Annotated in this window: 28 protein-coding genes; 3 read left to right on the top strand and 25 right to left on the bottom strand. The window is 68.1% G+C overall.

The features are described 5' to 3' along the window. Positions 1-248 precede the first annotated feature (248 nt). The 9 genes from CKO28_RS00980 to CKO28_RS00940 form a co-directional block, all read right to left on the bottom strand. Positions 249-1,034, bottom strand: a complete 786-nt coding sequence (locus CKO28_RS00980; RefSeq protein WP_200338661.1) for a hypothetical protein — start codon at positions 1,032-1,034, stop codon at positions 249-251. Between the two features lie 90 nt (positions 1,035-1,124). Beyond that, positions 1,125-1,658: a hypothetical protein gene (locus tag CKO28_RS00975; RefSeq protein ID WP_200338660.1), complete on the bottom strand. Its 534-nt coding sequence runs from the start codon at positions 1,656-1,658 to the stop codon at positions 1,125-1,127. 356 nt (positions 1,659-2,014) lie between these two features. After that, positions 2,015-3,319, bottom strand: a complete 1,305-nt coding sequence (locus CKO28_RS00970) for a glyoxalase superfamily protein (protein ID WP_200338659.1) — start codon at positions 3,317-3,319, stop codon at positions 2,015-2,017. 318 nt (positions 3,320-3,637) lie between these two features. Then, a complete protein-coding gene (locus tag CKO28_RS00965) occupies positions 3,638-4,606 on the bottom strand; it encodes a hypothetical protein (protein ID WP_200338658.1) in 969 nt (322 codons plus the stop codon). Between the two features lie 826 nt (positions 4,607-5,432). After that, a complete protein-coding gene (locus CKO28_RS00960; protein ID WP_200338657.1) occupies positions 5,433-6,128 on the bottom strand; it encodes a M48 family metallopeptidase in 696 nt (231 codons plus the stop codon). Continuing rightward, a complete protein-coding gene (locus CKO28_RS28020) occupies positions 6,125-6,757 on the bottom strand; it encodes a hypothetical protein (RefSeq protein ID WP_207168718.1) in 633 nt (210 codons plus the stop codon). Before CKO28_RS28020 ends, CKO28_RS00960 begins: the two co-directional genes overlap by 4 nt. A gap of 71 nt (positions 6,758-6,828) precedes the next feature. Then, on the bottom strand, positions 6,829-7,101 hold the full coding sequence (locus CKO28_RS00950) for a hypothetical protein (RefSeq protein ID WP_200338655.1): 273 nt from the start codon (positions 7,099-7,101) through the stop codon (positions 6,829-6,831). 6 nt (positions 7,102-7,107) lie between these two features. After that, a complete protein-coding gene (locus CKO28_RS00945; RefSeq protein ID WP_200338654.1) occupies positions 7,108-7,641 on the bottom strand; it encodes a helix-turn-helix domain-containing protein in 534 nt (177 codons plus the stop codon). 23 nt (positions 7,642-7,664) lie between these two features. Next, entirely contained in the window at positions 7,665-8,048 is a 384-nt protein-coding gene (locus CKO28_RS00940; protein ID WP_200338653.1) for a hypothetical protein, read from the bottom strand. Between the two features lie 129 nt (positions 8,049-8,177). On the opposite strand from CKO28_RS00940, the gene CKO28_RS00935 reads away from it, so the two are divergent. Further along, a complete protein-coding gene (locus CKO28_RS00935) occupies positions 8,178-8,528 on the top strand; it encodes a MarR family winged helix-turn-helix transcriptional regulator (protein ID WP_200338652.1) in 351 nt (116 codons plus the stop codon). A 1,149-nt stretch (positions 8,529-9,677) separates the two neighbouring features. Here CKO28_RS00935 and CKO28_RS00930 read toward each other — a convergent pair. After that, the gene (locus CKO28_RS00930) at positions 9,678-11,375 is read right to left on the bottom strand and encodes a glyoxalase superfamily protein (RefSeq protein WP_200338651.1); all 1,698 of its coding nucleotides are present in this window, start codon (positions 11,373-11,375) and stop codon (positions 9,678-9,680) included. Positions 11,376-11,641: 266 nt separating this feature from the next. Between CKO28_RS00930 and CKO28_RS00925 the strand changes: the two genes are divergently transcribed. Both CKO28_RS00925 and CKO28_RS00920 read left to right on the top strand, forming a co-directional pair. Next, positions 11,642-12,337: a hypothetical protein gene (locus tag CKO28_RS00925; protein WP_200338650.1), complete on the top strand. Its 696-nt coding sequence runs from the start codon at positions 11,642-11,644 to the stop codon at positions 12,335-12,337. A 37-nt stretch (positions 12,338-12,374) separates the two neighbouring features. Continuing rightward, complete coding sequence (locus tag CKO28_RS00920; RefSeq protein ID WP_200338649.1) at positions 12,375-12,824, top strand: hypothetical protein; 450 nt, start codon at positions 12,375-12,377, stop codon at positions 12,822-12,824. A 3-nt stretch (positions 12,825-12,827) separates the two neighbouring features. On the opposite strand, the gene CKO28_RS00915 is transcribed toward CKO28_RS00920, so the two are convergent. The 15 genes from CKO28_RS00915 to CKO28_RS00845 all read right to left on the bottom strand — a co-directional run bounded on the left by CKO28_RS00915 (position 12,828) and on the right by CKO28_RS00845 (position 19,603). Next, entirely contained in the window at positions 12,828-13,289 is a 462-nt protein-coding gene (locus CKO28_RS00915; protein WP_200338648.1) for a hypothetical protein, read from the bottom strand. 32 nt (positions 13,290-13,321) lie between these two features. Beyond that, the gene (locus tag CKO28_RS00910) at positions 13,322-14,260 is read right to left on the bottom strand and encodes a hypothetical protein (protein WP_200338647.1); all 939 of its coding nucleotides are present in this window, start codon (positions 14,258-14,260) and stop codon (positions 13,322-13,324) included. Positions 14,261-14,352: 92 nt separating this feature from the next. After that, on the bottom strand, positions 14,353-14,940 hold the full coding sequence (locus CKO28_RS00905; protein WP_200338646.1) for a 3'-5' exonuclease: 588 nt from the start codon (positions 14,938-14,940) through the stop codon (positions 14,353-14,355). 26 nt (positions 14,941-14,966) lie between these two features. Next, positions 14,967-15,140 (bottom strand): hypothetical protein, encoded by a 174-nt coding sequence (locus CKO28_RS00900; protein WP_200338645.1) that lies wholly within the window; start codon positions 15,138-15,140, stop codon positions 14,967-14,969. 80 nt (positions 15,141-15,220) lie between these two features. Next, positions 15,221-15,520, bottom strand: a complete 300-nt coding sequence (locus CKO28_RS00895; RefSeq protein ID WP_200338644.1) for a hypothetical protein — start codon at positions 15,518-15,520, stop codon at positions 15,221-15,223. A 4-nt stretch (positions 15,521-15,524) separates the two neighbouring features. Continuing rightward, a complete protein-coding gene (locus CKO28_RS00890) occupies positions 15,525-15,704 on the bottom strand; it encodes a hypothetical protein (protein ID WP_200338643.1) in 180 nt (59 codons plus the stop codon). A 63-nt stretch (positions 15,705-15,767) separates the two neighbouring features. Then, positions 15,768-16,001: a hypothetical protein gene (locus CKO28_RS00885; protein ID WP_200338642.1), complete on the bottom strand. Its 234-nt coding sequence runs from the start codon at positions 15,999-16,001 to the stop codon at positions 15,768-15,770. A 29-nt stretch (positions 16,002-16,030) separates the two neighbouring features. Then, entirely contained in the window at positions 16,031-16,249 is a 219-nt protein-coding gene (locus tag CKO28_RS00880) for a hypothetical protein (RefSeq protein WP_200338641.1), read from the bottom strand. 12 nt (positions 16,250-16,261) lie between these two features. Next, on the bottom strand, positions 16,262-16,846 hold the full coding sequence (locus CKO28_RS00875) for an HAD family hydrolase (protein ID WP_200338640.1): 585 nt from the start codon (positions 16,844-16,846) through the stop codon (positions 16,262-16,264). 49 nt (positions 16,847-16,895) lie between these two features. Further along, positions 16,896-17,216 carry a hypothetical protein gene (locus CKO28_RS00870; RefSeq protein WP_200338639.1) on the bottom strand — a complete coding sequence of 107 codons (321 nt, stop codon included), beginning with the start codon at positions 17,214-17,216 and terminating at the stop codon, positions 16,896-16,898. A 46-nt stretch (positions 17,217-17,262) separates the two neighbouring features. Further along, complete coding sequence (locus CKO28_RS00865) at positions 17,263-17,634, bottom strand: hypothetical protein (RefSeq protein WP_200338638.1); 372 nt, start codon at positions 17,632-17,634, stop codon at positions 17,263-17,265. A gap of 93 nt (positions 17,635-17,727) precedes the next feature. After that, entirely contained in the window at positions 17,728-17,928 is a 201-nt protein-coding gene (locus tag CKO28_RS00860) for a hypothetical protein (RefSeq protein WP_200338637.1), read from the bottom strand. Positions 17,929-18,133: 205 nt separating this feature from the next. After that, positions 18,134-18,730, bottom strand: a complete 597-nt coding sequence (locus CKO28_RS00855; RefSeq protein ID WP_200338636.1) for a GNAT family N-acetyltransferase — start codon at positions 18,728-18,730, stop codon at positions 18,134-18,136. Next, positions 18,727-19,134, bottom strand: coding sequence for a DUF7007 domain-containing protein (locus CKO28_RS00850; RefSeq protein WP_200338635.1), 408 nt, complete (start codon positions 19,132-19,134; stop codon positions 18,727-18,729). Before CKO28_RS00850 ends, CKO28_RS00855 begins: the two co-directional genes overlap by 4 nt. A 55-nt stretch (positions 19,135-19,189) precedes the next feature. Next, positions 19,190-19,603, bottom strand: a complete 414-nt coding sequence (locus CKO28_RS00845; protein WP_200338634.1) for a hypothetical protein — start codon at positions 19,601-19,603, stop codon at positions 19,190-19,192. Positions 19,604-19,643 lie beyond the last annotated feature (40 nt).

The raw sequence follows: 19,643 nt of genomic DNA, 5'->3' as shown, positions 1-19,643 counted from the left end.
TCGTGGCAGCAGACACGCCGGCGAAGGCAGCGCCGCCGCGGAGCTGCCTCCGGAGACACAAGAACGCCCGCCCCGGCGGGCGGCCGGGGCGGGCGGATCAGGGTCGCGTTTACGCGCGGGAAACGCGGGCGCGTGCCTGGATCGCCGCCGGCAAGCTAAGGGCGCGGCAGCGTTCAGGCCTGGCTGCCAAGCGAGGCCCGCATCGAACGGTCAAACGGCGGGCCCACGCCGGGCGCACGGGATCGCGGTTATGAAATCTCCGCGAGGTCCTGGATCAGGTCGATCAGCTCCCGCGGGCCCTCCTGGATGGCGCGCGCCTGCTCGTCCCGTTCCTCGTAGAGGGCTGCCACCAGGATCGGGTCGGCATGCTCGATGTAACCGTCGATGGTACCAGCTGTCGGAAACGCGAAGGTGCGAAGGCGATCGATAAGGACCGAGATCGAGGTGTCCGGGCCGAGCTCCAGGACCTGCGTCAGCGCCTCGTGGAGCCAAACGAGACTGTTGCGTTCGTCTGGGCTGAGTGCGGCCTCCTCGGGATGAAGACCGTTGTTGCCCTCACCTGCCATTGGACCGTCTATACCGCGTTCATCCAATCGATCTACGGACCAGCGCGGCTCCTCTTCCGGGTCCGCCGGGATCGGGGTGTAAGTGTACTGGAAGGCGAACGCCTCTCCATCAGCGTCGAGGTGACGGGCCGCTGCACGGGTCATTCCTTCCTCAGGGAGGCGGCAGACGCCCATGCGGATCGCCGTGCCGCGGCGGGGGTGGGTGAGTTCCACCGCCTGCGCGGCGTCCTCGGTGCCGGGCATGTCGATCTCTTCCCAGCCGTGTGCGCCGTGCCGGGCGTCCAGCTGGTCGGGCCAGAAGCGGTTGTTGTCGTCGCGGCAGTCGCCGTTCCAGTCGGCCGGGTGAAAGGCCTCGCAGATCCCGCATTCGTAGTAGGTCGGCCGGTCGTAGATGGTCGTCCCGTCCATCACCGGGTCCATGTTCCTGTAGAACGGGTTTTCCGGCTGGCCGGTGGCTGTGGCGGGCAAAACCTCACCGTGCCGGCCGACGGTGCCCGCGCGGGGATCCTCGTGCACGTTGAGGGAGAGGGTGCGCCGCGGCGGTAGGGGGTCGCCGAACTACCGCTGAAGCGCCGCTTCGGCCGCCCGACGGGTGGCGCCGAGGGTGACCAGACGGCCGCGTTCGCCGTCGGGCCGGTCGGCCTCTTCGACGATCACGGCGATGACATCGTGGACGGGTGCAGTGAGCTGCGTCTCGCCGTTGGTGATGTCGTGCACCGGACGGATCTCGATCCGGTGCGGCTGGTCCTCCACGTTGCGGTTCTCGGTGGTCGAGTCGAGCCAGGCGTGGAGCGCGGCCTCGGCGGCCGTGCGGGTGCGGGCGATCAGGATCAGCGGCTCGCTCGTGCCCCAGTCAGGGCGCTCCTCCGGCTCGATATGAAGCACCGCCAGGGTATCGCGCGGCGCGATCCCGGGCGGATCGGTCTTGGTCGGCTTGGCGAGGCTGGGCTGCATGGCCTCGTAGCTGCGATAGCACAGCATCTTGGCGAGAAGATCGAGGGTGTGCTGGTAGCTCGGGGCGGCGTCGCCCAGGTCGGCGCGCAGCCGCTTCGCCATCTCTTTGAGACGGCGCTCGGTCAGCTCGACGTACATGTCGAGACTCCTCCGCGTCTCGCATCGGATCGATCGGCAAGGCCCTCGCGGGGCTGGCGGTCCCGTAAGCGCGTGTCCGACCGACCCTGGATGAAAACGCAAAGGGCGGTGTCAGCGACGCGACGTCGTGTTCCGGTCTTCGCCGTGGCCGCGCGCGGGGCGCAGCTGGGACCGACGGGCGCCGGAGGCCCGGTCTCGAGTTTGGCCGGAATCGGCCGCTCGCCGCAACGGCGTATTTCGCGCCGCTGGGGTGAGCGTCCGCGCGTGCCGGTCTCCCTTGCGGGAGGGCGCGCGGCCAGGCGCAGCGCCCCGGGGCCGGGATGATCCGGCTCCGGGGCGAGCGGGTAGCTGTTAGATCAGGACCAGCCAAGCGCCCGGCGTGCAGCTGCCCGGTCGCTATCGGTGATCTCGTTGACTGGCTTACCGAAAAAGGCCTCGGCGCCGGACCTGACCTGGACGTTGAACGGCCGCGGTCCGGTCGGCGTCGGCGCGCCGTCGAGCCGCCAGTGGCCGACCCCGTCCTGCAGGCTTTTCCGCACCGCCTGCAGCGGGGTGCGGGGGTCGAGCACCTGATCCGTGACGTCGAGCGTGAAGCCGAACAGGCGCGGCGCCGGACCTTCGCCGAAATGCGCGAGGATCCGGGCGGTGTAGTCCGGCCGCGCGGGCTGCTCGGTCGGCATCAGGTCCGCCCAGCGGTCGGCGAGCAGCTGCCGCGCGGTCAGCAGGTGGACGTGGCGTGGACGGGTTCCGGCACCTGGAATACGGCTGTTGTCGAAAAGCAGCCCGATCCGGTCGCCATCGCCAAGGTAGCCCGCCTCGGGCGCGTCGTTGACGAACAGGAAGCCGTAGCCCGAACGCATCATGACCAGGACCGCACGATCGTCGCCGAAGGCGTGATTGCGGTGCAGGATCGACATCTCCTCCATCGCGCTGTCGCCGTTGCTGGCGTCGAACAGGGCGCGGGCGGTCAGCGGGTGGACGTGGGTCAGCTTGACCGGGCCGTCCCGGTCCTGAACCTCGACCCCGACCTTGCCGTACTCGCTCCCGCCTGGACGCCAGGCGAACCTGATCTCGGTCAGGCGGTCGTCGGCCTCGAACGCGGCGGCGGAGATCGCCTTCAGGTAGGTCGAGGGCTCCTCGACCACCTGGCAATCGACGCAGGCCAGAAGGCGGTCGGTCTCGGCGATCCGCGCGGGGTCGGGCAGGCTCCCGGCGTTCCCGGCCGGCAGCTCGTCGAGGTCGTCGGCCAGCCGGGCGACCAGTTCGTCGATGTTGTCGAGCGCGCCGTGGGCCAGGTCCATGATGATGTCGTCCGGCGCCTCGTCGGGTTTGGTGAGGAGCGCGCGCAGGCGGGCCGCCAGGGTGCCGGCCGCCTCCGGCGCGGTTTCCTGCATCGCGGGCAGCGGCAGGACGAGGTGCTCGCCGCGGCGGTCGAGTTCGGCCAGAAGGGCGTTGGCCGGGGTGTCGGTGAGCTTCGGGGTGCTGTCGTCCGGATCGCGGGAGAGCTGAGACTGCAGGGTGTTCCAGCTGGCCGCGCCGAGCGCGCCGGCCACGACCTCGAGGCACTGCTGGTAGCTCAGCTGCGCGGGTGCGAGGGCCTGGGACTTCTTGAGCGCCTTCGCCGCGTCTTTGGCGCGGCGTTCGGTCATGTCGATACGCATGAGGCAGGATCCTTCCAGATCATGACCGGCGGTGGAGCGGGCCCAGCGGGCTGGCGTGGCTGCGTTCGCCGTCTCCCCGCCGGATGAACTGTCCGGATCGCGATCGGGAAGGCGGTAGGGATCTGCCGGTTTCGCCATGCCGCCCGATCGGGCGGTGCAGCCTGCGGGCACCGACGGGCCCTTCGTCTCGAACGGAATCGACCGCTCGCCCGAGCGGCTTCCGCGATCACCGGGAAGCCGCTCGGGGGAGGGGTCCACCTCATGCTGGGAATCTGGGTACACCCGGCCGGCGATGGCCGGCCGGGTGTGGAAGCTGGATCAGGCGTCGCGCTGGGGCAGGTGCGCGACCAGCTCGGGTCGGGCGTCCGCCAGTCCCTGGATGCAGGCACTGTGGGCGTCCGGCGTTGGATGGAAGCTCGCCATCACCATCAGGTCCGGCGTATCCTCCGGCGTGCGCTTGGGTTCCGGCAGCCGCGTGCGGGTCACGAACAGGCACGGGGCATGGCGGATCTGCAGGACGGTCGTGCCGCCGCTGTCGCTGGGGCCTGCGGGTCCGAAGCGGGTCGGGGCGAGATCGAACCACATACGGGTCTTTTCCAGCTCTGCGGTGATGATCGCCCGCGTCCAGCCCTCGAGCCGGTCGAGATCGCCGGGACTGAGCACGGCGCCGCCTTGCGCGTCGTACGCCGTGAGCGTCGGCAGCGTCCCATCATCTTCGCGGTGATAGCGGATCTCGGCGATCCGGCTGTCGAGGCCGAAGACTTCGTGACTGGCCGTGCGGAAGTAGCTGGTCTCGGTCGACACGAGTGCGGGCACCGCCTCGCGCCGGGCGTCCGGTTCCGCCGCGATCTCCTCGGCCGCCTCGAAGAGGTCCGCGAAGACCGAGTCCTCGATCACCGCGAAAGCCTCGGGGATGCTCGAGTGCTCCAGCGCTTTGTTCAGGCGTTCCGCGCGCGCGAAGACCTGCGTCGCCGTGAGCTGCGGGTAGGTCTGCAGGTACCAGTCGACCGAGCGGGTCAGCTGGACGACCTCGCCGCGGTGGTAGAGCTCGTCGAGCAGCGCCTGCTTGGGCTGCTGGTGCAGTGGGGTCGGTGTGGCGGCCGCGGCGCGGTCGCTTTCCCGGGCGGGGACCTGGCGTTCCAGGTCGGTGTAGCTGGCGTAGCCGTGGAGGGCTGCGACCGTGTCCAGGCACCAGCTGTAGCCGGGGTGCCCCCCGATTGTCTTCAGGCGGTCCTGGAGTGTGCGCGCCATCGCCTTGGCGCGCTTCTGTACGATGGTCGTGGTCATCTGTTCGGTCCTTCAACCGGATGCCGGCGGCGCAGTGAAGCGTGTCCTGTGGACTGAGCTGGCCCCTTCGCCCGCGCTTCCTGCGGTGCCGGTCGGTCGACGGACATCAGGATGACGACGCGGTTGGTCATTGTCGGATCTTCGCCGTGACCGCCCTGGAGTGGGCGGCTGGGGCCGGCAGGCTTCCGAAAGCCTTTTTCGATCGGCGAACCGCTCGCCGGAACGGCTTGCGCGCTGAGGAGCAAGCCGCTCGGGGGAGCGGGCGGGTGTCCCCACCACCAGATGGGTCTGGCACATGATATTTGGGATAGAAAATACTGTAATGCGGACTTTTTTTGCGTCACAGGGATCGTGTCCTTGTCGCGCCAAGCCGCTAAATGGCTGATCTATTTAGGGTGAGAATGACAAGGCTGTGCCGCGGCGTTCTACCCCGTTTGTGCGATAGGCGCGAAAATGCTTCTCTGATATATTTTTGTTAACGTCGTTAAAAGGCTCTCGCCGGACGGGAGGGATGGGGAGATGTGCGAACGCAAGCTATTCACCGAGTCCGGCGGGTCTCGGCCCGTAGATAGCCCTGATTTCCCCAGCGTCAGCCCGTACCTGACGCGTCCTCTGCGGTCCTATAAGCAGGCGTGCCGGGATATTGAACAGGCGCGGGCGAGGCGCGGTCGCCGTGCGGGCCGGGGCTCAGTTAAGGTCGTCCCGCTCCCGTTTTTGGTGCCTTGTCGGCGCGTAAACCGGTGACGGCGGCAGAGACTGTACGCCGTGATTGGCGCGCTAGGCAGGGGGCGCTGCGCCGGCGGCGTCTGGATGGGTCGATGCCCCGTCAGGCTGATGGCGGGCCGTAGCGCCCGAGCCGTCGCCCCTGGCTGTTCAGCCAGGACTCGGCGGAACGGGTGCGGGGCTCGATCTCGCGCAGAGCCGTCCAGAACCTGGCGCTGTGGTTCATGTGCACGAGGTGCGTGACCTCGTGGGCCACGACGTACTCGAGCACGTAGGCCGGCGCCAGGATCAGGCGCCAGTTGAAATTCAGCCCGCCCTTGCTAGAGCAACTGCCCCAGCGTGTACGCAAATCCTTGATCCGGACGTGGCTGGGTTGCAGGTGCGGCTTCAGGCGTTCCAGGTAGGTCGGCAGGACGGCCTCGATCCGCTCCCGGCACAGCGCTTTCAGGAAGCTGGCGGTGCGCGCGGCGGGATCGGCATTGGCCGGCAGCAGCAGTTCTGACGCCCGGAGGTCCGGGGATGCGACATCGCCCCGGGCGATGCGCCGGAATGTGCCTTCGATCGGGATCTCGGCGCCCAGATCGAAGGGGACGCGGTCGACTGGCCGGCTGGTGCGATCCAGGATCCACTGGCGCTCTTCCTCGACCACCTGGCGGAGCAGGGGCTGCGAGGCGGTGGTCGGCGCCACCAGCCAGACCTTCCCGGTCTCGCGACAGTAGCGCAGGGAGACCCGCTTGGCGCGTGCGTGGCGCCGGAGCGGGACCGCGGGAAGGCCGGGCAGGTGGATCTCCCGGGTCATGCCTGGCGCTCAACGCGGGCGACCTCCAGCAGGGCGCGGATCACGCCCTCGGGGCCGGCATCGTGTGCCTCGACGCTGATCTGGCGGCCGGCCTCCATCTCGATGCTGATCGTCCAGAAATCCGTGCCCGGCTGCTGGCGCTGTTGGATGCCGCGGATGGGGAAGCGTTGCGCGGCCTGGCTGAAGGCGAGGTAGGCGTCGTCGATCTGCATGAGCGGATTGAAGATCGCCGGATCTTGTTTCCAGAACGGAAGCCGGAGGCCGCGCACGATCTGCGTGCCGGGCATCCGGGCGCGCACCTCCAGGCCCTCGCGCCCGTCGCTGGTGTCTATGGCCCAGCCCATGACGTCGCGCGCGACGGACATGGCGACCTCCCACGGCGCGGGCCTGTCCGGATGCAGACTGGCGATCAGCGACCAGCCGGACCGTGTCAGGGCGACGCGCCGCGGGCTCAAGGTCATGGGAACATCGAAAAAGCGGTGGGCGAATCCACGCTGGAGCATCTCCTCGGCCGCCGACCGCTCATCGGCTGATAGCGCGCGCAACCGGCGGCGGGTCTGACGAAGCGTCTGGAGCAGGTCTGACTGCGTGGCGGAAAGAGGAGATAGTTCGGCTTGTGCGGCGGACATGACGGGCCCTTGCGGCAGGGATCAACACGTAGAGAAGGTGGGTGCATAGCGCGGGGTTCATCGCGCTTTGTCTAGAGTGCGGCGAGGAAGCGGATCGCGTTGGCGGAAATCAGCAGGGCGAAGGCGGCGTACATGATCCAGCGCTTCCAGGCCCGCCAGTCGTCGCGCAGGCGCTCCAGCTCCTGAACGAGCGCGTCGCGGTCGGCGCGCAGCTGCCCGGTCAGGCGGGCGTGGCGCATCCGGCGCAGGTCGGTCATCTTGCGGGTATAGGAGTCGTAGTGCAGCGCCGGCACGGCGAGCAGCAGCGTGCCGACGGTCGCCATCCCGGCGAGCAGCGCGTCCATGGGACTCTAGGCTTTGCCGGGTGCCACGGTCCGGCCGGCGAGGTGCTCGAAAAGCGCCTCGCGGCCATCGCTGATCGTGGTCGCGCTGTCGATCTGGAAGCCGTTGGCGGTTGGCTGGCCGATCACGAGACCGCAGCGCGCGTCCGTTCCGCAAGCCGCCAGGTAGCGCAGGATGCTGTCGACCTTGGGCCAGGGACCGGTCGCGCTTTCAAGGCGCGAGACGTGGCTTGGTGACCAGCCGGCCTTCTCGGCGAGCTGGCGCAGGGTGAGTCCCGCACGCCGGCGCTGCAGCTTCAGGCCGGCGCCGAGCTGCGCGCGCTGGCGGCTGTCCCGGTAGGCGCGCTCAGCCTCTGGCTGACCCTCGAAGACTTCCTGGCGCAGCCCCTCTAGCCCGGGTGAGGCCTGCCCATCACGCTTCGTGGGCTTTTTCGCCTTGGTCTGCTTTACAGGCTTTACGCCCTGGCCGGCCGGTGTGCGGGTCTTGCCGGCGGGAGCGGTGGTGGTGGTGCCAGCGGCGCGGACACTGCTGCTCTTGGTCATGGCGCGAGCCTCCTGGGTCTCGGTCAGTGATCCTGGCGATGCGGGTTGATCGGGTCCAGGGCATGGGTCGCCTCCCGGAACAGCGCGTCGCGTCCAGGCGCCTTGCGCTGCACGATCAAGAGCCACGTCGGCTTGGGCGGCCTGGCGTGCTGGTCGATCGCGACGCCGATCCAAAGACGCCGCGTCCCGACTTGCATCGAGCTCGCCTCGTACCGGCTGTCCAGGGTGACACGGTCCGCGGGATCGTCGAGCCCATGTTCGGCCATCTCCTCCAGGAAGCGAAAGAGCTCGATCCGCTCATTGATCGGCAGCCTGCGGAGCCGCTCGACCAGCCGGGCGCGCCGAGGCTCGTCATGGCGGTAGTCGACGCTCAGACGCGCATCGTCCGGCCCTTTCGAAGATGGCATCTGTTCACTCCAAAAGCAACATTGTCATGGGAGGCAGGCGCGCCTGAGTGGCACCCGGGACTCGGACTTGAAGCGATGATATGTCCGGCCTACCAGACCGAATGGGCAAGATGTAGAGCCAAAGGGGTCATGAGCACGAACCGAGCCTCCCGTCTCGCCGATCGCCTGGAAGCTTTGATGAACGCGCATGCCGCGCGGCAGTATCGCCACGACCTGAGGCCAACGCAGTGGCAGGCGCTGCGGTTCTTCGCCGGGCATCCGGGAAGCACCATCACCGAATTCGCAAGAGCCAGGCGTTCAAGTACCGGGTCGGCGTCGGTGCTCGTTAAGCGGCTGGTTGAGCGCGGTCTCGTGGCGCGCACGGGTGGCCGCAACGTGTCGTTGCAGCTGACGCACGCTGGATGGGACGTGCTGCGCCACGATCCGCGGTCGGATCTTGAGCAAGGTCTGGCGGAGTTGACCGATCCAGGAGGCGGGTGAGCTTGATCGTCTGCTCGAGCAACTGACCAAACGGCTGGACGCGCACGGCTGAGCGGTGTCGGCCAGGCGAAACCCGCCTCCGGCCGTGGCCCAAGCCGTTTGCCATAAGTGTGGAATCTAGCGCACAAAAGACCATAACCACACTATGACCTTGTCGAGCGCGCTGCCACAAGATCTCGTGGCTGAAAGCGCAGCGCAATAAGTCCCAGGCCCTCAGGGGCTACGGCCTCGCGCCCAACCCCGGACCACCAGCGTGGTTATATGAATCTCGCATTTTTCTTATAAGGCTCATCCCGTTAAGTCAGGTGACACCACATGTTGCGGCTCGGCAGCTTGACCGATAGGGCAACGCCAAACGCCCCTTCATCCCTGCCGACGAGATCGGCAGCGTATATCGGCAATTTTATTGCACTTCCCACTATACGATCCTATATATCCTGTGTTTTCTAGGGTTAAAGGATCAGCAAATGCTGGAGCTTCCGGCCGCCCGTGAGAGTGTGCTTTCGTGACGAGCGTCACCTAGTGGAACGAGCGGCACTCCGGATCGATCCGTCCGGTGCCGCCGTCGTTCAATCGACAAAGTGTCGCTGATTGCGTTAAGACCTCTGACACACATGTGCTGTGGTGAAAACGGCCCGGGCAAAGGAGCGGGACCACATTCCCGGACCCAAGATGTGGGCCTACCTGACCCAACGGGATGAGCCGTTTTCTTATAGCTTCGGCTTGCCGTATGCCCGCGGAGCCGTTAACGGATGACCCGGTTCTGCGCGGTCTGGATGCGATTTACGACGACCCGGTAGCCGCGGGTATTTGATGGCATTCCGTCGCTCCGCTCCGACGCTTGTGGAACGTTTGGGGCATAAGAGGACGATTTCGGAATTAACCGGGATTTAAGCCCGGATCATACGCCGATGCCCAGGGCCGGGGGTGGTAGCTATTTCGGCCAGCCCCATGCGTCTTCTACCGAAGGTTGGTAGTTGAGCAAACGCTAGGGGCATTCTGATTGGTTCTGGGCTCCCGAAGATTTTCTCGGCGCGAGTTGGCCGCCAGAACGCGCAGTTTCCGTGGACTTACGCGTTCTGCGCTACCCTGATTCCACACTTACGGCAAACGGCTTGGGCCACGGCCGGAGGCGGGTCGATCTTGCGATCAGGCGCCCGCGATGCCTTCCTGTCGGGCGGCGACCACGAGCTTTTCCTCGGCCTGCGACCAGTCGGTGCCGTCGAACAGGTAGAAGACAGAGAGGCCACCCTGTCGGGTGTAGAAGTAGATCCAGCCGTCCACCTTGAGGCCGATGATCGTGTCCGACGCTGCCGGCCCCCGGAAAACGTAACCCCTCATGTCGAGCACCTCCTGCAGGGTGTCGCCAGGTCGCTGGATGAAGGCCGTGAAGGCATGCGGCCCGAACCCGGTCAACTCGTGGCCGAACGCTTCGAAGAGGGCGTCCTTGCGCGACGGGGCGACGATGCTGGTGGTGTCGCTCTGATCCTCCGGCGCCGCCTCGCGGCTCTCGTAGCGTTGGCGCATTTCGTCGTAGAACGGCGGCTTGTAGCTATCGTCCCACTGCACCTCGCGGAACCGGCGAAGCAGCTCGCGGGCCTCCAGAGCGACGGTGGCCGGCTTCGGGGTGGACTCGATCTCGCCCAGGAGGTGCCAGGGGTGATCGAGCTGCGGATCCCAGTGGCTGGCGCAGCCCACGAAGCTGTCCTGCAGGTCCGGGAGACCAACCTGGCCGGGGATGAAGTACTCGCCCTCGTCGAGCCGCAGCGAGATCTCGTCGATCTCCGCCGCGCTGAGGCCGCCGGCGACGATGTAGGTCCGCTGCGTGTGATAGTTCGCTCCGTCCCGGTACTCGTAGGTGATCGCGGTGTTCCGGTCCGAAGCATCGACGGGTGCGCCCAGCGGCTTCGCGGCCTCCGCGGCATCGTCGGGATCGATGGTGTCATCCCCCAGCAGGTCTGCGAAGATCGCCGGCTTGTTCGCCTGCAGCCAGGCGCGCGCGGCGCGGGCGTCGACTGTCGCGGTGTAGCCGATATGATCGCCAGTGTAGCGATCCCGGTCGCCACCGCGGTGAAGGGCGGCCAGCACGTCTTCCTGTCCGGGCTGATCCGAGATCCAGTCGATCAGACGGTCGACCGTCAGGTCGTCGCTGTACTCGCAGCGCTCGAGGCGCTCGAAGACGTCGCGCAGCTGCTGGTCGTCCAGCTGGCGGAAATAGGGAGCCGCATCGAAGAAGGCCTCCCGGTCCCAGTCACAGCTATGCACGTCGCCGGGCACGATACGCGCTTCGGCCGGGACGGCGGACGGCGAGGTGTCGTAGTTGATTTCGATCTTGAGCTCCGGGTGGGGGAAGCTCTGAGTCAACTCGGCGTGAATCCGGGCGATCGGCAGATCGGGCCAGGGGCGGCTGATCTCGGCGCTGTTCGCCAGTTCGCCCGCCGGCAGCGTGGTGCCTGGAAGCTGTTCGAGCACGCGGGTCGCCATGGTCCGCTCGACGCCGGTGATCTCGAACCGGCTGTCCGTGGTGGGACGCGGGTTCCAGTCGGCGGAGACCCCGCCCGTCATCTGGACGCGGATCTCGCTCGGCCGGGCCTGTTTCAGGGCGGCCTCGACCCAGAAGCGCAGGATCATCGGCAGCTGCGTGGCCGGCGTCTCCGGCGCCGCGGCTGGAGCCGGGGGCTGCTTGGCGAGCGTGGCGGACAGGGTCGACCAGTTCCGGTAGCCCAGGCCCTCGGCCAGCCCGTCGAGGGCCTGCCCGTAGGCGATGGTGGCGCCGGCGGTCTTGCAGCGCTTCTGGATCGCGCGCGCGATTCCCTTGGCACGCTGGGTATCGATGTCGACTTGCATCGGTGAAGACTCCGTCATCATGCGGACGAGTCCGATCTCGGAAAGCTCGGGGGCGGCGCTGTTGCCCGAGACGCTCGGTCCGCGGATGTACGGATGTCGGTCTCGTGGGGCAGGCACTCCGTGCGGATTTCAGCTCGCCCGCCCGTTCGTGGGCGGGTAGCGCCGGCCAGGCATCCGCGGGCCTTGGTTGCATGGGCTGACCATGCGCCTCAGCCGCGCCGGGCGCGGCTCAGGGGCAGGGTCAATCTGCAGTCTCTGGAAAGAACGTGGGTGCGAAAGGCGCGCTCTGGCCGCCCCCTCAAAGGGAGGGCGGGCGAGCGCGCTTTTACGGCCATGAGGTGGACGATTGGGCTCGGCTCACACACACTGCCGGCATGCAGGTAACGCGCGAATACAGCCGACAGCTGGGCAGGGATGGCATCCAGCGTGCCTGGATGAACAGCGGCCGCCACCGGGCTTTGCTGGAGGTCAACAACGTCTGGCTTGTCCTGATGGGCTGCGTCGCCGCTGACATCATCTGGCGTCAGGCCGGAGGACCCTTGCCGGCCTGGGGTGCGGACCTGCTGCTTGGGAGTGCGATCGGTGGATCGGCGGGCCTGTGCATTTCGGCCTATCGGGTTTGGCAGCGCGCCCGGCAGGACGCCAGTGAGAATGCGCGGCTGTGCGAGGAGTTGATCTCCGAGAGCCTGGCGCGAATCGGGCCGTCGCAGGGGCGCGCGCAGGGCTGCGTCGTGGTTCAGGACCGCTACAACGGCGACATCGACGGCCTGGTCATCAACCCGCAATCCGCGCAGGTAGCCCTGATCGCGTCCGGCGAGGTGATCTACGGGCGCGAAAGCGACCTCACGGCCGCGCCCTCGGCGTGGCCGATGTGGACGTGGGTGGCGCACCGCGATAGACCCGGCTGGGCCGCGCATCTGCCCAGCGGCGCCGCACCGAAGGCGGCGGCGCAGGGGATCTGACACCCGAGGTGCCACCGCCGGGCGAGCGGGAGACGGGATGTTCGACGCCGCGATCGAGGTTCACGAAGAGGGGCAGGGATACCTGCTCGGCGCGAAAGGGATGGATCAGCTGCAGCTGGTGCAGCTGATCGCGGAGGCGGAGGCCAAGACGGCCCAGCTTTGGATGCCGCTCTACGGTACGCCGGGGAGCGAGCCGGGAAGCATCGACATGAACCAGCCACCCACGGACATGCTGATGCTGGGCGAGCTCGTCACTTCCACCGTCGGCATCGCCTGGACGCGGAATCAGCGCGTGGTGATGGCGGGGACGATCGAGAACCACGCGATCATGACAGATGCCGTCCGGCTCGACGTCACCGGCGGGGCGAACCGGACCCTGGATGTGGGCATCCGTGCGCAGGGCGGCGAGATTGCCCGCGGCACACCGCAGCAGTTGATCGCGCGATTGAAGCGAACCGGGCGGCCCGACTTGCGCGTTGTTGAGTGAGCCTCAGCTGGCGCTGGAGATGAAGGCGTCGAGATCGGCGATCGCCTGTGCATCATCGCTCGCCGCCCGCACGGCTGGAATCGCCTCTGGGCGTTCATGCAGCAGCCAGTGGAGCGCGGCTTCGCGGTCGATCTCGACCGTCGCGGGTGCGCCCAGTTCCACCTGCTCGTTAATCACGATGCGGGCGTCGTCCTGGTCGTCGTGCCATTCCGCGTCCTGCAGCAACTCGCCGTAGGCGTCGTCGATACCCCCGGCGTTGCTGAACCCGGTCTCGAGGTAGGTCGCAAACAGCGAGCCGAGCGCGCCGTCGGACAGCGGCTCGAAGCTGCGGACGGCGTCGAACACAGCGATCGTGCCGAGAGCCGCCGCGTGGCCCGGCGACGGGGGCGCGACCACGACCTGGGCGGTCGCCCGGATGCGCGGGGATGTGCCGGTGTTGCCATCCTTGGGCATGGGGTCGGTCATCAGAAGCTCCAATGTGCGTGGGCGGACATGGATCAGGCGATCGGCGTGATCTCGCGGGGGTCGCGGGCGTGCGCCTTGAGGAAGGCTATTCCCTCCTCGAGCGAAGCCATCTTCTTGGAGACCTCTGGCTGGCCTGTCTGGTGGTGTTCGTGGGTCGCTACCTCGGGATGCAGGAGCGCGCGGCCACCGATCTGGAGCTTGATCACCAGGTAGCTCGCCGGCGGATTGTCCGGGTCCTGACCGTGGTCGATCAGCATCTCGCGGATCTCGGCGTCGGGCGAGCGGGCGCCGCCGGGCAGCGGGCCGTACTTCTTGTGCCGTCGCTCGTGGTCGCGGCGCCGCGCCTCGACGTCGACCAGGAGGGCGCCCAGACCGATTTCGGCGTTGGCCCCGAGCCCGTCCGCGGCATCGGTGATCACGTAGGCGCCGCCGGACTGGCCGTTGGAGTTGAAGCGCACTTCGACGTCGGCACCGAAAGCCTCGGTCAGCAACTCGGCGGCCTGGCCGACCGTCTGGCGGAGCTCGTCCTTCGCCCTTATCTGACCGCCGCCGGCGGTGTAAGGCGTGCCCGGAATCGGCGTGCCGGGATGGTTGCGGATCCGGGGGCCGGTCTTGGCGATCTCGGCTCGGCGCTCCTCGAACGCGTCCAGGCGCGCCTTGCGCGCGTCCTTGCGCTCCTGGTGGAGTTGCTCGAACAACCCATGGAGCTCGCGCTCGCCCTTGTTGCGTCCGGTCAGCGGGACCAGCCGGTATTGGTCAAGGTTGAGATTCCCGGAGGTCGCGAAGCTGACGACCGGCTTGGGTCCGTTGTGCTTGTCGAGGACACGGACATAGGGGCCGTCCTTGCTGTCGCGAGAGGGATCGCGGACGACCACGGGGACCCCGAGGGTCTCGCCGTCCTTCTGGGTGTGCGTGAGAACCTTGTAGAGGGGCTGGCCGGCGACTTCGAGCGGGGCGGTTGGGCGGGACATGGCGGACTCCTCCTGCGGGCCCGGGATGTCGGGCGCGCGGTTTGCTGTCGGGAAATTGGGAACGGGTCGCTTGGGCTGGGCGGGAGCCCGGATCAGGTCCAGACGCGGCGGGTGAGTTCGATCAGGATCCGCGCGGTGTTGGCCGCGTCGTCGACGCCCGAGTGCGGCCGCCCCTCGAAGGCCAGGCCGAGCATCGCGAGGGCGTCCTCGACGCTGATGCCTGAGCCCGAACCAAGCGGGCCGCCTGGCTGGGCCTGGGAGATGGCGCGGACCATACCGGAGAGGTCATGTCCGACGGGAAACAGGTCGGTGCGCGCGTGCTGCTCCCGCGCCTGGCGGGTGAGCTCGGCCAGGTCGTCGCCCCAGACGAAGACCGGCCGGGAACGCCCGCCCCAGGTCTTGGCGATCCGGTTGAGGGTTTCCGCCAGGGGGCGGCCTTCTCGCATCAAGCGCTCGCGCGTCAGGCCGGTCAGCTGGGTGCAGTAGGCTGTCACCTCCGACTGGGCGGGCTGGCACAGGAAGCTCTCCCGGCGGGTGACGCGCAGGGCGCGGAGGTCCGCCTCGGCGAGGCCGATTTCGATGATCTCCGCGGCCTGGCCTGGCGGTGGGCAATCGTCGTGCCAGCAGGTCATCTCGAGATCGAGCGCAAGCGCCTTGTCGTAGCGGACGTTGGCGGTCATCGGGACGCCTCGGTAGCGGGCATTGATCAGGAAAGGCTGGCGAGCACGGGGCTCAAGAACAGCATCAAGCCGGCCACCTTGACCAGCAGGCCGACGATCAGCCGTTTGATCACCATCAGCACCACGCCGGCCGCGGCCATCAGGCCGCCGGCGTCGGCTGCGCTGAGCGTTGAGAGATCGAACAGACTGGTGATGTCCATGGCGGAATCGCTCCGGCAGGCCGGGCCGGCATGCGGCGCGGGTGAATGACGGTTGGTGCGGAAGGCGGTGTGGCGCGGCGTTAGCCGCGGCCTGGCAGGCAGGGCGGCTGGCGCCGGCAGATCCGGGAGGCGATCACGTTGGCCGCGATTACGGGGCCGGTGACCAGGAGGGCCGGGATCAACGCATACGGATGGTCGCTCGCCGAGAGCGCGACGGTGATCGCGATCATCGAGAGCAGGTAGAGCGCCCCGGCGGCCTGACCGAACCCGACCATGACGGTCGGGCTGGTGCGGGTCAGTAAGGCCAGCCCCGGACCGCGCGCGGTGAAGTCGACGCACAGGCAGGAGATCAGGCCGGTCAGGAAGGGGCGGTCGTGCATCAGTTCAGGCGCGGGTCGTGCCTTGGACAACACCGGCGGGCGCCTGCTGACCCCAGTTCGAGACGAACCAGGACATCTGCTTGATCTTCTCCGGGCCCATCTGCTGCGCGGCGGCGAGGCAGGCCTCGTAGAGCGTCTGGTAGAGCGTCTCGTCGTCGAGCTGGGTGAGGGCGTTCTTAGGCATGGGATCGATCCTGGGTCTTGGGTGCTGCCAGGGAGGTGGGGTCGGCGGAAGCCGGCTGTCGGATCAGGCGCGAAGGACCGCGCGCCGACGGCTCCAGGCGATGTGGCGCTCGCAGTTGCGATTCGCCTCGGCGGTGCGCCGGGCGCGCCAGACAGCCTCGATGCGATCTTCCGGCGACCACTTCAGCCGCTGGCTGAGCAAGGTGCGGTGAAGCCAGGTCACGAGCGCCCAGCGGTGCGGGCGCTTCGGGTTGGCCAGCTGGATGCTGACCTCGTTCGGGGTGGCGGGAATGCTCATGCTCGGCAGGGCCTGTGCGGTGGACGGGATCAGGTAAGCGCCAGGGCGGCGCGCTTGCGCTGCCAGTCAGCGCGTCGAAGACTGTTGGTCTCGGCCTGAGCGGCCTCCCGGGCCTCCCAGACGACGCGACGGACGCTGGCCGCCGACCAGGGCAGCTTGCGGCGCCAGACGCTCTCGGCGTGCGCCCAGGTCATGAAGTCCCATCGGAAGGGCCGCCCCGAGGCCTGGCGGAAGTTGATGTAGACCATGACGTGACGCGCCTACGCCGCCATCGGGCCGGACTGGCAGAGCAGATGAAGGGCCTCGAGCGTGTCCTCGACCGAGGTGTGCAGGATCCCGAGGCCGCCGGCATCCGCCCAGGCGCGGGTGTTGCTCTCGCGGTCGTCGATCAGCACCTGCCGGCGGGCCGGCTTGTAGCCGACGTAGAGCGCCTTTTCCCGGCTGGTGGTGCAGATGAAGCGATCATCGCTCACCGGCCCGAACGCCTGCCTATCCACCCAGGCCCGCTTGTGCCGCGCGGCGTTCTGGAAAGCGGGATCGGACTTGGTGCCGCCGAACCGCGGTGCGGCGGTGAGAAACACCGGATCCAGATCGGCCACCGCCGACCAGAGGCGCTCCGCGCCGGCCATCAGCGGCAGGCGGGCGTAGAAGTCGCCCTCGCGGATCAGGTCGTACATCCGCTCTTTCTGGGCCTGCCCGTCCGCGTCCAGTTCCTCGCGGGATCGGTTGAGCGCCGGATCGGGGTCGAAACCAAGGGCGCGCAACCCGGCGTCGAAATCGGCCATCACGCCGTCGAGGTCCAGGTAGATCGCGAGGTCGGGTAGTCTTTGGTTATCTGGGCGCATGTCGATTCCGGGTTCTGAACGGGATGTGGTGTCGCAGCGGACCTGGCGCTCAAAGCGCGAACGGCAGGTCCGCGGCGACACGGATCCGATCGGCTGGGATCGGGTCGAGGATCACGATCTCGAAGTCAGCGCCCGCGCCGCGCCGAAGTGTCTCGGGCAGGTCGACCTCCAGGACGCTGAGATCTTCCTCGAAGCAGTCGCCCAGCCAGTTCAACATCGCGGTCTCGACGCCATCCGGCGTCTCGAAGAGATAGACGGCCGGGACGGCTTCTCCGAGGTCCTGGGCGCGCGGGCCGATCCGGGGGTGCAGGCCGGTCGCGAGGATGTCGGGGACGGCACTGCTGGGGCAGACGTGGTAGGCGGCTGTCATGTGCGTGTTTCTTGAGGTCGTCGCCTTAAAGCTTGGAGCGCGGCGATCAGGATGTTTCGGTCGCCGGTGTCAGCTGGAGGCAGACCACGCGGCCGTGGCCGAGCGCGACGGCGTTGGCGCTGCCGGCGCCGAAGCAGAGCTCGAAGTGGCGGCGCGACGGATAGACGAAGCTCGGCTTGCCGAAATCGGGTGTGATCCAGCCCCAGTAGATGCCGTCATCGGTCGGGTCGGCGTCACCCGCCGGCGGCTGGATCTCTTTGGCATCCAGGGCAACCAGCGGTGGGCCCGGAGCTGCGCTCATCCGCGCGCCGGTCTGGTTGGGGTGGAGTCCCCACCAGCTCTGGGTGCGGTCGCACCAGTGGCCGAACAGGCGCCAGGGCTGCGCCTGCTCGGTGTCGAACGGCTTCTGGGCGATCATCGGGATATCCTGGGCAGGTGCGTGTGGGGTAGCGCGCCTGTCGGCGCGGGCGGAGGTGCGTGCCGCCCCGAGGCTCGGATGCGCGGGTCGGGGTCAGCCGTTATCGCGGTGGCGAATGCCGGTCTTGATCATCCCGCGCACGTAGATCGCGGCGATCTTGCGCATGCCGTGCATGGCCTCCTCGACCGGGCCGGGGTTGCGCGCCCAGGCTTCCGCGGTGTCGCGCTCGTAGACGCCCGCCAGGGTGAGGAAGCCCGGGATATCCTTGGCCTCGTCATCGGTGCGTCGCGGCAATGCGTTCTGGTACTGGATCTCGGACCAGAGCGCCTCGACAGCGGCGTCGAACTCTTCGCGGGTAATCGGGGGCTAGGGCATCCTGGAACTCCGGGTTCGGGCTGTTGATTAACGCTTGGACGGAATTGGGTCCGTCAGCGTCAGCGTGAGCTGCGTTGTCCGTGAGAGGTGTCGGCGTCACCAGGGTCTCTGTGCCACGGGCGGATCATGCGGCGCGTCTGGGGTGCGGCAGGGCGCGCCAGCAGGCTCGGATCGTCGAAACTTCGGTGTTGGGGTCGGTGTCGACGTCGCTGCCCGGCCGGGCGGCGACGTGCGGCCGGAAGGCCGGGCGCGCGAGCGCGAGCAGGCGCGGCTCGCTCACGAGGTGGACTGGGCTGTCGGTGCCCCGCCAGCGGCGCCCCGCGAGGATCGCTGTCAGGTGAGCATCAAGCCCCCGGCAGCAGGCGCGCGCGATACCCTGGCCGCGCGCGTCCGGCACGACGTAGGCCCCGAGAAGACCCAGCGCGAAGCCCCAGGAGAGCATGCCGTGGCCCGGATAGTTTGCCTCGTTGAGGAGCATCGCGAGGCCAACCGGCTCGCCGTTGCGCCACGCCATGGCCGAGAATTTCGGGCAGGTCCGCGGTAGCCGTACCTCGAACAGACCGCCCGGCTGATACAGGCGCGCCTCGAGAAGATCCTGGCGGGGTCCGTCGCCGGCCTCGGTAGTGATCGTGAGGCCGTCAAGCTCGCGCGTCATCGGGCCGCTCTCGCGGAGCAGCTTCCAGACGCCGGCCTGGCGGGACAGCAGGGTACGGGTACTCATCCGGTCGCTTCCTGGGCTGCGTCGATCATGGCGAGCGCTTGTGGGCGGAAGTGGCCGAGGACCTGGCGGGGGAAAGCGGTCTCCTGATCGGGGTCGCGGCCGGTGGCCTCAGCGTGCGCGCGCCACGCATCCAGGAAGACGAGCGCGGGGATCGCGAACTCGACATCCTCCTCGAACCAGCTGCCACCATCCGGGGTCGTGCGCCCCACGAGCTCGGGGCTGGGCAGGGCCGCGGTGCGCTCGGCGGAGAGCCAGATGCCGCCGTGGCTCGGAGTCGAGACGTGCCAGATGCCGCGTGCGATCCGCTCGACGTGCTCGGCTGCGCCCCAGGGCGTTTGCCGTGGCGGCACGGGTTCGAACTCGCCGCGCAGGCGCAGTTCCTTGTCACTGTTGCGATCCAGCATGGCGGTCTCCGGTTGGTGGCAGCGCGGCACCCTGGGCGCCGGTTCGTCGGACGGGTCAGATCCAGTCGGTGAGCGCTGGCGGTCGGCGCCGCAGCTTCGGCTTGCCGGCCGCGAACTTGGTGGCTGTCATGCCGGGCAGGTCGAAGCTGATCTTGCCGCTGGCCTCGCGTGTGACCTGAGGGATGCCGATCAGCCTGCAGAGCTGCTCGTCCATCTCTTGCAGGGCCGGCTTGGGGATCTTGTGCAGGGCGCCGCCGTTGTAGCCCTTCTTGTGCGACAGCTTTTCGGAGACGCGCTTCTGCATCTCGTCCCAGGTGACCTGCTTCCATGTCCCCCGAGCGTTTGGCTTGCACGGGCCGTAGCCGATTAGCGCCTGGTTCTTCTTCGAGTCGACCAGGACCGCGACGTACCACTTGTCCGAACCGTCCTTGTCGCAGTGCAGGTAATCGGGGTTCAGTTGCATCGCCATGGAAACGGTCCTCGGGCTGGCTTGGCGGCAGGGCGCACCC

The sequence above is a fragment of the Rhodovibrio sodomensis genome, assembly GCF_016583645.1.
GTDB classification, from domain to species: domain Bacteria; phylum Pseudomonadota; class Alphaproteobacteria; order Kiloniellales; family Rhodovibrionaceae; genus Rhodovibrio; species Rhodovibrio sodomensis.
The sequence above is the reverse complement of the archived record's forward strand: the minus strand, read 5'-3'. Positions and strand labels throughout refer to the sequence as shown.